The sequence below is a fragment of the Lysinibacillus alkalisoli genome, from assembly GCF_014643595.1.
GTDB classification, from domain to species: Bacteria; Bacillota; Bacilli; order Bacillales_A; family Planococcaceae; genus Metalysinibacillus; species Metalysinibacillus alkalisoli.
The window spans coordinates 62,828-75,829 of record NZ_BMJT01000009.1 but is presented as its reverse complement, the minus strand read 5'-3'; the positions used below and the strand labels follow the sequence as shown (position 1 = coordinate 75,829).

The 13,002-nt window shown below is 37.6% G+C and carries 11 protein-coding genes; 7 read left to right on the top strand and 4 right to left on the bottom strand.

Going from position 1 to position 13,002, the window contains the following annotated elements:
• The first annotated feature begins 136 nt into the window (after positions 1 to 136).
• The 4 genes from IEW44_RS13015 to IEW44_RS13000 all read left to right on the top strand — a co-directional run bounded on the left by IEW44_RS13015 (position 137) and on the right by IEW44_RS13000 (position 3,939).
• Complete coding sequence (locus IEW44_RS13015; RefSeq protein ID WP_188615492.1) at positions 137 to 1,024, top strand: hypothetical protein; 888 nt, start codon at positions 137 to 139, stop codon at positions 1,022 to 1,024.
• 594 nt (positions 1,025 to 1,618) lie between these two features.
• Positions 1,619 to 2,914, top strand: a complete 1,296-nt coding sequence (gene murC / locus IEW44_RS13010) for a UDP-N-acetylmuramate--L-alanine ligase (protein WP_188615491.1) — start codon at positions 1,619 to 1,621, stop codon at positions 2,912 to 2,914.
• Positions 2,915 to 3,000: 86 nt separating this feature from the next.
• Positions 3,001 to 3,486 carry a DUF948 domain-containing protein gene (locus IEW44_RS13005; protein WP_188615490.1) on the top strand — a complete coding sequence of 162 codons (486 nt, stop codon included), beginning with the start codon at positions 3,001 to 3,003 and terminating at the stop codon, positions 3,484 to 3,486.
• A 27-nt stretch (positions 3,487 to 3,513) separates the two neighbouring features.
• Positions 3,514 to 3,939 carry a YtxH domain-containing protein gene (locus tag IEW44_RS13000; RefSeq protein WP_188615489.1) on the top strand — a complete coding sequence of 142 codons (426 nt, stop codon included), beginning with the start codon at positions 3,514 to 3,516 and terminating at the stop codon, positions 3,937 to 3,939.
• A 38-nt stretch (positions 3,940 to 3,977) separates the two neighbouring features.
• Here IEW44_RS13000 and pilM read toward each other — a convergent pair whose 3' ends face one another.
• A complete protein-coding gene (gene pilM, locus IEW44_RS12995; protein WP_188615488.1) occupies positions 3,978 to 6,113 on the bottom strand; it encodes a pilus assembly protein PilM in 2,136 nt (711 codons plus the stop codon).
• A gap of 172 nt (positions 6,114 to 6,285) precedes the next feature.
• On the opposite strand from pilM, the gene IEW44_RS12990 reads away from it, so the two are divergent.
• Positions 6,286 to 7,371, top strand: coding sequence for a bifunctional 3-deoxy-7-phosphoheptulonate synthase/chorismate mutase (locus IEW44_RS12990; RefSeq protein ID WP_188615487.1), 1,086 nt, complete (start codon positions 6,286 to 6,288; stop codon positions 7,369 to 7,371).
• A 104-nt stretch (positions 7,372 to 7,475) separates the two neighbouring features.
• A complete protein-coding gene (gene ccpA / locus IEW44_RS12985; RefSeq protein WP_188615486.1) occupies positions 7,476 to 8,474 on the top strand; it encodes a catabolite control protein A in 999 nt (332 codons plus the stop codon).
• A 62-nt stretch (positions 8,475 to 8,536) separates the two neighbouring features.
• On the opposite strand, the gene IEW44_RS12980 is transcribed toward ccpA, so the two are convergent.
• The 3 genes from IEW44_RS12980 to IEW44_RS12970 are packed head-to-tail and all read right to left on the bottom strand — an operon-like array spanning position 8,537 to position 11,013.
• Positions 8,537 to 9,706 (bottom strand): acetoin utilization protein AcuC, encoded by a 1,170-nt coding sequence (locus tag IEW44_RS12980; RefSeq protein ID WP_188615485.1) that lies wholly within the window; start codon positions 9,704 to 9,706, stop codon positions 8,537 to 8,539.
• A complete protein-coding gene (locus IEW44_RS12975; protein ID WP_188615484.1) occupies positions 9,706 to 10,353 on the bottom strand; it encodes an acetoin utilization AcuB family protein in 648 nt (215 codons plus the stop codon). Before IEW44_RS12975 ends, IEW44_RS12980 begins: the two co-directional genes overlap by 1 nt.
• Positions 10,354 to 10,380: 27 nt before the next feature.
• Positions 10,381 to 11,013, bottom strand: coding sequence for a GNAT family N-acetyltransferase (locus IEW44_RS12970; RefSeq protein ID WP_188615483.1), 633 nt, complete (start codon positions 11,011 to 11,013; stop codon positions 10,381 to 10,383).
• 166 nt (positions 11,014 to 11,179) lie between these two features.
• Here IEW44_RS12970 and acsA point away from each other — a divergent pair, with 166 nt between their 5' ends.
• Positions 11,180 to 12,904: an acetate--CoA ligase gene (acsA, locus tag IEW44_RS12965; RefSeq protein ID WP_188615482.1), complete on the top strand. Its 1,725-nt coding sequence runs from the start codon at positions 11,180 to 11,182 to the stop codon at positions 12,902 to 12,904.
• Positions 12,905 to 13,002 lie beyond the last annotated feature (98 nt).

The following is a 13,002-nucleotide window of genomic DNA, read 5'->3' as shown; positions in this document are numbered from 1 at the left end:
AGGTACTTTTTTTGTTGAAAAACGTGGAGAATAGGCATGTTTATCGAAGAAATACGTATAAAATTATGTTATCCTTGAAAGGAGTATGTGTTAAATAAAAAGACTTGTATGACAAGGTAAGGAAAGAGTGAAAGCGATGAATTGGTTTAAAAAGCAAGTGAATAAAATATTTGCTACAGAAGACAAAGAGCACGGGGATAAAACGACAAGCCCCCCACAACCTAAGTCAGAGCCAACAGAAGATAAGCGTGAAAATTTCTCCTTCCCACTGATTCCAGACGATGAAACAAATTTAACGCTAACAACAGAACAAGAGTCCACATATGAAAATGAGGGACGTGTGTTTAATATTGAAGGTTGGCAACAAGACAAGCAAGAGATACCAGGTCTGCGAGAAGATGATATTTGTGAGATGGACCAACCAAAACTTCATGAATTATTAGCAGCACGCTCTAAAAAGGTATATCAGCGTTTTGATGACTCAACATTTACCCAACGTCAACCGTTGAAAAAACGTCAAAATATGCGAATAGAGCCAATTGTAGAGAAAGAAGATCTACCAATATCACCCCCTTCTCATAAAATTCCGTTCAAGGCAGAAGATGTACCGTCGCCTGTACACGGCTTTATCAAACCATCACCAATGAGTGAAAAAATAGCACAGCGTATGCAAACGCAACAAAATGATGCGTTATATGTTGAGCCTAAACCTGTACGTAAAATAAAGTTAGACACAGAGCCAATCGCAAACCGGCATGTGACAGATGAAGAACTAGCTACACCTACTATTTTGCGAGAAGAGCCTATTGTCAAAGTACCAAAAGAAAGAAACAAACATGAAGTTGTAGAAGTCATTAAACCACCATTACAAGAGCCAAAAAATCAAGACGTTAATATAATAGAAGCGCCTGCGCTTAATAGCGACTCATTCACGGAGAAGGAGCCACAAGAGAAAGTAATGCCATTTAACGTTATTATGTTAAAGTCAGATAAAGCTAAACAAAAAAGGAAGCCTACATCATAGAGAATCAGGTTAGCTTATACTTGTGCAAAATATTTTTGAACCTAATAGGTAAATGAAGAGTAGCACTCGCTGCTCTTTTTTATGGTAAAGTTGTCACTTTGCGATGTCTTGTAAGTAAAATGGGAGAGATAGTTATGTCCTATTTGGCTTATAATACGAGATAGCAATAGTTTAAATATGTCAGCTTATTTTTTTACCATTTTATTTTTCGCTAGCTCTTCTACGTTTTCTATCGTAGACTAGTTCATGTGAAGTCTCTTGCTTTGTAAAGTGTACAAATTATTTTGCTCATAAGAGTGTAGATTATTGTGAAAAGATGAGAGAACAACGCACGACCCACGTAGTAAAGTTGCAGTTTTATAATAAAATAGGGTAACCGTTATAAGAAGATAGGACGATTTAATAATAAAAGCAAAATAACGTGAATAAAAGTGTTAGGATACCTTACGTCTTAGCACATATAGTGGTATACTATTATGGGAAAAAATCATTTAACAAATGTTTATTTATAAATGATCATAAGCAACGGAACAGGCTTAGAGCAAAATGCAGTTCACTTGATTCGGAGGGTAATCCCCGGGGGGTTTTTATATCATGACACTTTTTCATTTTACAGGCATTAAAGGCACAGGTATGAGTTCACTTGCACAAATTTTATTTGATGCGGGTCATCACGTACAAGGGTCTGATATTGATAAATATTTATTTACTGAAGCACCATTGCATGAGAGAGGCATCACATTATTGCCTTTTGATGCAAACAATATTAAACAAGGTATGACAATTATTGCAGGGAATGCTTTTCCAGATGAGCATCCCGAATTAGTGAGAGCACAAGAATTAGGTGTGGAAGTCATTCGTTACCATACATTTTTAGGTGAGTACATGAATCGCTATACATCTATAGCAATTACAGGCGCACATGGTAAGACGTCAACGACAGGTTTAATGTCTCATGTATTAGCAGGCTATAAGCCAACGAATTATTTAATTGGTGATGGTACAGGAGAAGGGCATAAGGAGGCATCTTTCTTCGTATTAGAAGCATGTGAATATCGCCGTCATTTTTTAGCATATCATGCGGATTATGCGATTATGACCAATATTGATTTTGATCACCCTGATTATTTCAGTGATATTGATGATGTGTTTGATGCCTTCCAATCACTTGCACAACAAGTAAGTAAAGGCATTATTGCATGTGGTGATGACGAGCAATTACAACGCATTCAAGCAAATGTACCTGTAGTCTATTATGGTTTTGGCGAGGGCAACGACTTCCAAGCACGCAATCTGATAAAGACAACAGCAGGTACGACATTTGATGTTTATGTACGCAATGATTTTTACTATACATTTGATATTCCATTATATGGTGACCATACGGTGCTAAATACATTAGCTGTCATTGCATTAAGTCATTATGAACATATCCCAGCAGAATTAGTACAAGCTCGTTTAACGACATATGGCGGTGTTAAACGACGTTTTAGTCAAACCGTTATAGGGAATAATGTGTTAATTGATGATTATGCGCATCATCCAACAGAAATTAAAGTAACATTACAATCTGCGAGACAAAAATACCCTGACAAAGATGTGATTGCGATTTTCCAACCACATACTTTTACACGTACAAAGAAATTTTTACAAGATTTTGCACATAGTCTAAGTGGTGCAGACTACGTTTACTTATGTGATATTTTTGGGTCAGCCCGTGAACAACAAGGGGAATTATCAATCCAAAATTTAGCAGATTTAATTGAGCAAGCGCAAGTGTTGGATGTGGAGCAAATTGATGTGTTAAAAGCACATGAAGGCGCAGTATTTCTATTTATGGGCGCAGGCGATGTTAATAAATATCAACGCGCATTTGAAGAGGTTTTATAATATAATTAAAGGGATTTCTCTAAGCATATCGAATTAAAGTAGTATGCTTAAATCTAATAAATGATACACAAATAGGAGGTAGAACAATGGTAATCGTATTATATGTTGCAGCACTTATTGCAGCAATCGCGTTTCTAATCTTATGTATTAGTGTTGGCGTGACATTGTTTACAGTAAAAGATACGGTAAAAGAATTAACAGACACAGTTGGCAAGATTGAAGGGCAAATGCAAGGGATTACACGTGAGACAACGTTCTTATTAGAAAAAACAAATGCATTAGCAGAGGATATTCAAGACAAATCACAACAATTAAACAGTGTTGTTGGTGCAGTTAAGGGTATTGGTGAGTCTGTCAGTGGTTTAAACAATTCTGTACAGCGTATCACTTCTTCAGTATCAAATAGTGTTGAACAAAATGAAGAAAAAATTGCACAAGTTGTACAGTGGAGCAATGTAGCAATGGGCATTGCTGATAAATGGAAAGAGCGTAAAACAGAAGAAGCAGAAACAATTGTAGGTACAGCTAAAGAAGTACCAGCAAAAAAACGCTTCTGGCAACGTAAGAAGTAACATTATTGTTTTAGGAGGCAGTAAACTATGACAAAAAAGCCAAACTATAATGAAGTGAAAGATCAACAATTCGGCAGTACTTTACCACAAGTTTATAAGGCGCAAGAAGCGATCTATGACGAGGAGAGTGTAAATATGAAGGATTTCGTGATTGGAGCATTCGTTGGTGGCATTATTGGTGCCGCAGCAGGTTTACTATTAGCACCTAAATCAGGGAGTGAGTTACGTGATGATGTGGCGATACAAGCTGTAAATTTGAAAGATAAAAGCTTAGAATTATCTTCAACAGCTAAAAACAAAACAGCAGAACTCTCCCAACAATTGCAAGAACAAACCTCACAACTTGTTGATAAAGTGAAAACATTGAAAGATGAGAAACTACCATCTGATGATGGCACAGCTTCAATAGAGGGTGAAGAATCACTTGCAGATGAGGCACCAAAACAAAGCTAAAATAAAAAGCATTGCTCAAAATCGAGCGATGCTTTTTTTTATTTAAAGATAATTTGTAATTCATCGCCACCAAAAATAGGAGAGTCAAATCTGGCAGGTTGTTGATTGCGTAAAATCTCGAAATGACTTGTGGTCTCAGTAGGTAACTGCCAATCTGAAAAGCGAAAAACATCTTGAAAAATCCATGGTGAACTATCTCTTGGGATAAAGGTTATTGTTGCGCCATTACTTACAATATGAGAGGGTTCAACGAATTGTTGTTGCATCATAGCTTGGTGAACAGTTTTACATAACACCAGTTGCTCACCTTGAAATGTGACTGTAATTTCATGTTGTAATACAAGGCTTGCTTCATTAGCAACCTCCTGTACGGTCACCTTTTGAGGTTGTTGCCATGTAATGCTATCGCCATGTTGCACATGATAGGTTAGTTTAGCAGGTTTGCCGTTTAGTAATAACATTACGCTTGCTTGAGGAATCTGGATCACCTTTTGATTCACGTATACTTGGAATGGTTTAAGTTGTGTTATTACTTGTTCATAGTTAGTCAATTGCAATACTTGCTCAATGGTATCAGCTGTTTCTACAGTAATCTGATCACGGTCATGTAAAATATAGTCTATATTTACGATTTGCTTATTCACTACAATGGTTGGTGCGATATCATATTTTTCTTGATTAATGGTAATTTGTTTATGACCTGTATAGTCAATGACTTCACCAACAGTAGCAGTAGCAGGTTTCCCGTCCAAGCCTTCAGCTACTGTAATCACGTCTTTTGAATGGATAATTGTCTTAGTAGAAGCAAGTGTACCATTGACTAAAATTTCTGCAGGGGTGCCGTGTTCGCCAGGGATAAAAATATCTTGTCCATTTACTGTCACAGCTAGCGCTTGACCAGGCTTTCCAAAAAGTTGTTTTGCTTTAATATTAGCAGCGAGTAAGGCATCACCAACCGTCATTTCTTTTAATTCAAATAAACGAATAACCTGTTCATTTACTGTGACAGACATATATTGAATAGGCATTTTTTGTGCTGCAATAGCTATGCCAATCGGTGTCACAAGCTCGGGAGTAGTACTAATATGGTCAGCTCTTGTAATGTTTTGAATAGCCTCTACGTTGCGCACTGCAATACGGTTTGTTGGCAATTGTAAAACAGCACTTAAGGTTTCGGTTAATTTAGGTGTGAGACTACCTCCGCCAACTAACATCACAGCTTTAGGTGCTTCGTTATTATTGAGCCGTAAAATTTCAGTACCAATGGCATTAGCTAATTCTTGTACAGCAGGCAATATCGTTTGGCAAACAGCTTCGTGTTCATATGTCTCATCAAAACCTAAAATATCTTGGATTACAATAGGTTGTGCGGTCACAATTTGTCTTTTTACTTGTTCTGCTACAGGAAAGTCTAACAAGTAATGGTCACTCAAGGCTTCTGTAATTTCATCGCCAGCGATAGGTACCATGCCATAAGCAACAACTGTGTTTTTATCTGTAATCGCAATATCTGAAGTCCCAGCGCCAATATCCACAAGTGCAACGTTTAATCGTCTCATTGAAGGAGGGATGAGCACATTAATAGCAGCGATAGGTTCTAATGTTAGAGCACCCATTTCTAAATCAGCGCGTTGTAAAGCAGCAATTAACGATTCTACAACAACACGTGGCAAAAATGTAGCGATCACTTCGACCGCAGCAAAATCACCTTGTTGGTCGAGTAAACTACCAATAATTTCGCCGTCTAATTTATAATGTAACACGGAGTAACCTACACAATAAAAATGAGTTTGATGTTCACCTTGTGCTTGTACTAATTGTTGCTGTGCTTGTTGTACAGCTTGCAGTTCCAAACGATTCATATCTTCTTCTGTAAAGATTGCTCGGTGGCGAATGGGCATTGTTGCTTCTGCTTGTTCTGTTTTTAGTGAACGACCTGCAGCGGCAACACTTACTTTTTGTAGAGTACCGTACTTTTGTTCAAGTGCTGTAGTAATTTCTTTAATTAACTGTGCTACATATATGACATTATGTATTTGTCCGTCGACCATCGCACGTTCTTGGTGTTCTTTCATTACCATATCGACAACATGAAAGCGCCCATCTGTTTCTTCTAAAATAATACCAACTACTGAACGCGTGCCGATATCTAATGCAAATAATGTTTGGGACAATGAAACCGCTTCCTTTCACCTACTCACAGCAAAACACTTTAGTGGTTTAAACCACTAAAACTTTTTGCGTGACATTCATGCTTATTTTGATTATAATAAACGTATTCATTAAAATGTAACATAGTTTTCAGACTTCTGAAAGAGTCTGACTGTTGGAGAGAGGGGAAAGAATATGAGTCAACAAGATTTAGAAGGTTTACGTAGTCAAATTGACAATTTAAACTTAGAAATTTTACGTTTAATCAATGAGCGTGCAGAGATTGTCAATGAAATTGGTAAAATTAAAGAAAAGCAGGGCGTGAATCGTTACGACCCATTACGTGAACGTCATATGTTAGATTTAATTAAAGAACATAATAATGGTCCATTAAACCAAATGACGGTTGATTATATTTTTAAACAAATCTTCAAAACGGCATTAAAGCAATTAGAAGCAGAAAAGAAAAAAGAATTACTTGTATCACGTAAGCAAAAGTCTGAAAATACAATTATTGATATAAACGGTGAAAAGATTGGTGAAGGTAAACCTTCATTCATATTTGGCCCTTGTGCGGTAGAGTCTTATGAGCAAGTAGCAGCGGTAGCAGAGGCTATTAAAGCAAAAGGTGAAAAATTAATTCGTGGTGGAGCTTATAAACCACGTACTTCACCATATGATTTCCAAGGTCTAGGTTTAGAAGGCTTAAAAATTTTAAAACGTGTATCAGATGAGTACGGTTTAGGCGTAATTACAGAAATCGTAACACCAGCTCATTTAGACGAAGCGTTAGATTATATTGATGTTATTCAAATTGGTGCGCGTAATATGCAAAACTTTGAATTATTAAAAGCAGCAGGTGCAACTAATAAACCAGTGTTATTAAAACGAGGGTTAGCAGCGACTATTGATGAATTTATTCATGCTGCTGAATATATTATGTCAAAAGGCAATGAGAATATTATTTTATGTGAGCGTGGTATTCGCACGTATGAAAAGGCGACACGTAATACATTAGATATTTCAGCAGTGCCAATCTTAAAGCAAGAAACACATTTACCTGTATTTGTAGACGTAACACATTCAACAGGTCGTCGTGACTTATTACTACCATGTGCGAAAGCAGCAATTGCTATTGGTGCAGATGGTGTAATGGCGGAAGTGCACCCAGACCCATCAATCGCACTTTCAGATTCGCAACAACAAATGGATATTCCAACATTCAATGCTTTTTATGATACGTTACAAAAATTTATGAAAACACATGAAGTGAACGCATAGTGACAAAACGTTTTAAAGCAGTTAAATCAATTGCTTTAAGACGTTTTTTTATTCGATTTCTGTTAAAATAAGAGAGACAATAAATGATGGGAGGACGCATGCAAATGACTGTAACAATTTATGATGTTGCTAGAGAAGCTAATGTTTCAATGGCTACAGTATCACGTGTTGTGAATGGTAATCAAAATGTAAAGCCAGCAACAAGAAAGAAAGTATTAGAAGTAATTAAAAGACTAGGTTATCGTCCTAATGCTGTAGCAAGAGGATTAGCTAGTAAGAAAACAACAACTGTGGGCGTCATTATCCCTGACATTTCCAGTAACGTCTATGCGGAATTAACACGTGGTATTGAAGATATTGCAACGATGTACAATTATAATATTATTTTGGCAAATTCAGACCAAAATGAAGATAAGGAATTACAGCTATTTGATACGATGTTAGGTAAACAAGTAGATGGTGTGGTATTGATGAGTGATGAAGTTACACCTGCATTACATGATGCTATTGAGGCTTCTCCAGTGCCTGTAGTGTTAGCAGGGTCTATTGACGAATCTCATACGATTGCGTCAGTTAACATTGATTATTTTGCTGCTGCCTATGAAGCATTATCACATCTGCTAAAACGTCATAATAAAGTAGCATTTATATCAGGGCCTGAAAACTATACAGTAAATAGTGGATATAAAATCCCAGCTTATCAAAAAGCTTTACAAGAAAAGAATATGGAAATAAATGAGCATTATATTATTAAAAACATTGTAAATTATGATGAGAGTGTACAAGCAGTAAATGAGCTGATTAATAGTGGAAATGCACCAACGGCTTATTTTGCTGGTAATGATGAAATTGCTCTAGGTATTGTACATGCCTTATATGATAATAACTTACAAGTACCAACAGATGTAGAAGTGATTAGTTTTGAAGATACAAAATTAGCACGTATGGTACGTCCTCAACTAACGAGTGTTGTGTTGCCCTTATATGATATCGGGGCTGTGGCTATGCGTTTACTAACAAAGCTGATCAATAAAGAAGATGTGGAAGAGTTAACCGTTGTTTTACCTCACCGTATTGAAGAACGTGACTCTACAAAGGGATAAAAATATGTTATAAAAAAGGTAAGTCGATTAGTATTTCATCGGCTTACCTTTTTCGTTTTCGATTAAGCTTCTTTATTTATTAAATCTTTACGAATAATATGCAATGCTTTGTCTAACATCATTGCATTTTTTTCTTCAATCTCAGCTTTTCTTGGGATAGCAGGGTACAGTGGTTGAGGGTCTTCCCAAGTAGGGATTAAAGGGACAGGTGCTTCTTCTTGCCAACGATCTAGCCATGCTTGTGGCAAAGGGCCATGAGGTAGAGCGATGTCATTCATTTCTAGCCAAAGCAATGACCAAGCTCTTGGTACAACACGCCAAATATCATAGCCACCTCCACCAACAGCAATCCAGCGCCCTTCGCAATATTCATGAGCGAGTTGATGAGCTAATTTAGGTATTTCTCGATAAATATTCATAGAGCCATAGAGATGGGTTAGTGGGTCAAAATAGTGTGCATCTGCGCCATTTTGTGTCAATACTACATCAGGCTTGAAAAATTCAAATACTTCGCGCATTGATTTTTCATAAATGGTTAGAAAGCTTTCATCTTCTGTAAAGGCATCAATAGGAAAATTAAATGACGTACCATAACCTGCACCACTGCCTCTCTCTGTGAGGTTACCCGTGCCTGGGAATAAATAGCGGCCTGTTTCATGTATCGATAACGTACATACGTCAGGGTCGTCATAAAAGCTCCATTGTACACCATCACCATGGTGGGCATCGGTATCAACATATAGTACACGTGCCCCGTACTTTTTTTGCATATATTTAATGGCTACTGTGCTGTCATTATAAATACAAAAACCTGATGCTCTCCCTTGAAAGCCATGATGTAAGCCACCACCAAGATTAAGCGCATGTTGCGCTTGTCCTTGCATGACGGCATCTACAGCTGTCAGTGTACCACCAACGAGTTGAGCACTGGCTTCATGCATCTGCTCAAATATAGGTGTGTCCTCCGTACCAATACCATAAGGTTCACCTTGTTGAGAAGTGAGGTCACCATGACCAGCTCGTTTTACAATATCAATATATTTTGCCTCGTGTGCAAGTAATAATTCTTCGTCTGTTGCAATGCGAGCCGGAATAATCGCATCATCATCTAGTGCTTTTATGTTTCGTAATAAATCCATCGTTAATGTTAATCTTTTATGATTGAAAGGATGACTATCTGAAAACTTGTAGCCTAGTTGTTCTGGCGAATATACAAAGACAGTATTTCGCACTAAAATTCAACACCTGGAAAGGCAGGGCCTAAAACATCAAAGCCATGCTTAATTAAGTCTTCAATCAATTCAATCGGATTAACAGTTTGAATACGAATAGACAGCACGCGATGGGTCGTGCTTTTATCGTCAGGATATACTAATACACTTTGCACATTCGTTTTATGGTCAGCCATAATTTTTGTAATGTGAGCCAACACACCAGGTGTGTCTTCTACACGGATTTCTAATTTAGAACCAGGTTTATGTGCGCCAGTAAGCTCAACATAGGTATATAACATATCCGTTGTTGTGACAATGCCTACTAATTCATTATTAGAAATAATAGGTAAACAGCCTACTTTAGCATCGTAAAAAATTAAAGCTAAATCTTCTACCGTATCTAAAGGATGCGCCATGATCGGGCTTTTTATCATAAATTGATCCACTGTAACGTCAAATAGTCGATCACGTTCAGCACTTTCTAATGACGATGGCATGGCTTCTTTTAGATCGCGCTGTGTTACTACCCCAATAACTTCACGATTTGGTGTCACGATAGGAATGTGACGAATTTTCTTTTCCCGCATTAAACGCATAGCATCACGTATTGTATGATGTGCTTCTAATGTATACGGTTTATTATTCATGATTTGTTCAACTAACATGTAAAATCCCCCTTGTGATATTTACTTTTAGTACATATAACGGTTTGCAAAACGCAAGCGATCAAAACGCTCTAAAGTTTCGCTAGGCACACGCTCCCCAACACGTGCCATTAAACAGTTAGCAGGATGGGAGGTAACTTCAGGGTCGTCTGTAGCATAGTACTCAAACTTCTGAGAACTCATCATCCTTTCCATCATTTTACGATAATCCCATACATTTAATCCAGTGCCTTTTAAATCCCAGTGCCAATAATACTCTGTAGTAATCACTAAATAGTCTTCCATCTCATCAGCCATAAAGGATACTTCTAGCAATGCTTTACCAGCGCCAGTGCCACGATAAGCTGGGATCACTTCTATTGCGCCGAGTTCAATCATATTAGGGATGCGATCTTCAGCCCAACGTTCTTGTGGGTCAGGGTATAAGTACGTAACATACCCCACTACAGTAGTCCCTTGTCGCATAAGAATAATACGACCTTCATCAAGCTTTGCAATGCCAATAATGGCTTGATGTTGTTGTTCAGGCAATCGGAAAGCAACTAAATCTTCATGGAAAGTATAACTTGTTAAAGCTTCAGCTGTGACAGGGCCTTCCACAATTACAGTGCCATGTTTTGTTTCCTTTTCAATAGAGAAAAAAGTTTTTTTATGTTCCATCTCAATCACCACCTGATTTTGATACAACCATTATAACGGATATTATGCGAAAATACGCTAATATTTGCGAAATATACAGTAAGTTTTTTAAAAATGAAAATATTGTGAATAATGAAAAAATAAAGTGGTAAGATAACGATATTCTGATAACAAAGGGGGAAAAAATATGCAAGTGAGCGACAAAGATAAGTTACAAGCAATACCTGCGTATTATTTGTTACAAGATTATGAGGCAACTGCGGCCACTCACAGATGGGAGGATGTAGAAAAACAGTTTAGTTGGTTTCACACGGGAGAAGTGAATATAGCTTACGAGGCGATTGACCGTCACGCTGAGTCAAGCCGGAAAAATAAAGTAGCACTGTATTATGATGATGGTGATAGAAAAGAGACGTATACCTTTTACGATATGAAATGTAAAACAAACCAAGTGGCGAATGTCTTACAAGATAAAACAACGTTAGTAAAAGGTGACCGCTTATTTATTTATATGCCACGCCAGCCTGAACTATACTTTACATTATTAGGTGCATTAAAACTAGGTGTGATTGTAGGTCCATTATTTGAAGCCTTTATGGAAGGCGCTGTATATGACCGACTCGACGACAGTGACGCTAAAGTATTAGTGACAACACCATCATTATTAAAGCGTGTGCCATTAGATCGTTTACCAAAACTTGAAACTGTTTTTCTTGTAGGGGATGACATTGAAGAAACAGATTCCGTTTATCATTTAACAAGGCAAATGAGTCAAGCTTCTGAACAATTTAATATTACTTGGGTAGCGCGTGAAGATGGTATGTTATTGCATTATACATCGGGCTCTACAGGTGCGCCAAAGGGTGTTTTACACGTGCATAATGCAATGATTCAACAATATCAATCTGCTCAGTGGGTACTTGATTTACAAGAGCAAGATATTTATTGGTGTACGGCAGACCCAGGCTGGGTAACAGGGACCGCTTATGGAATTTTTGGACCTTGGTTAAATGGTGTAACAACATTAGTAGTAGGTGGTCGTTTTTCACCTCAAAATTGGTACCAAGCATTAGCATCTTATCATGTAACGGTTTGGTACAGTGCTCCAACAGCTTTCCGTATGTTAATGGGGGCAGGAGAAATGGTTAAAGATTATGATTTAAGTAGCTTGCGTCATGTGTTGTCTGTGGGAGAGCCATTAAATCCAGAAGTCATTCGTTGGGGAATTGAGACATTAGGGCATCGCATCCATGATACGTGGTGGATGACTGAAACAGGTGCACATATGATTTGTAACTATCCTTCTATGGCGATTAAACCAGGTTCAATGGGTAAACCGTTGCCAGGTATTTATGCCACAATTGTAGATGACCAAGGTAATGAGGTGAAGCCATATACAATGGGCAACTTAGCGATACGTAAAGGATGGCCAGCTATGATGCGTGCGATTTGGGGAAATCAAGAGCGATACGACGCATATTTTTTACAAGGTGAGTGGTATGTCTCAGGTGATTCTGCTTATCAAGATGAGGATGGTTACTTCTGGTTCCAAGGGCGTGTGGATGATGTCATTATGACAGCAGGAGAACGTGTAGGGCCATTCGAGGTGGAAAGTAAGTTACTTGAACATCCAGATGTACTAGAAGCTGGTGTGATTGGTAAACCCGATCCTGTACGTGGCGAAATTATTAAAGCCTTTATTGCCCTGCGAGAAGGGGTTGCACCTTCTGAACAGTTGATTACTGACATCCAAAATTTTGTGAAGACGGGACTAGCTGCACATGCTGCACCTAGAGAAATTGAATTCAAAGATAAATTACCAAAAACACGAAGCGGAAAAATTATGAGACGTGTTTTAAAAGCATGGGAACTAGATTTGCCAACAGGTGACCTTTCTACAATGGAAGATTAATTAAATACGTTAGAAGATAGAATAGTTGGTTTGATATAATTTCAAATCAACTATTTTTAATTATAAAAATTCATTTGACTTTATAAATATACATGCCT

What these genes read in the sequence shown, in the direction of transcription:
- IEW44_RS12990 (WP_188615487.1), top strand. Translation starts at nt 6,286, where the DNA reads ATGAGTCAACAAGATTTAGAAGGTTTACGTAGTCAAATTGACAATTTA.
- IEW44_RS13005 (WP_188615490.1), top strand. Translation starts at nt 3,001, where the DNA reads ATGGTAATCGTATTATATGTTGCAGCACTTATTGCAGCAATCGCGTTT.
- IEW44_RS12975 (WP_188615484.1), bottom strand. Translation starts at nt 10,353, where the DNA reads ATGTTAGTTGAACAAATCATGAATAATAAACCGTATACATTAGAAGCA.
- IEW44_RS13000 (WP_188615489.1), top strand. Translation starts at nt 3,514, where the DNA reads ATGACAAAAAAGCCAAACTATAATGAAGTGAAAGATCAACAATTCGGC.
- ccpA (WP_188615486.1), top strand. Translation starts at nt 7,476, where the DNA reads ATGACTGTAACAATTTATGATGTTGCTAGAGAAGCTAATGTTTCAATG.
- IEW44_RS12970 (WP_188615483.1), bottom strand. Translation starts at nt 11,013, where the DNA reads ATGGAACATAAAAAAACTTTTTTCTCTATTGAAAAGGAAACAAAACAT.
- acsA (WP_188615482.1), top strand. Translation starts at nt 11,180, where the DNA reads ATGCAAGTGAGCGACAAAGATAAGTTACAAGCAATACCTGCGTATTAT.
- murC (WP_188615491.1), top strand. Translation starts at nt 1,619, where the DNA reads ATGACACTTTTTCATTTTACAGGCATTAAAGGCACAGGTATGAGTTCA.
- IEW44_RS13015 (WP_188615492.1), top strand. Translation starts at nt 137, where the DNA reads ATGAATTGGTTTAAAAAGCAAGTGAATAAAATATTTGCTACAGAAGAC.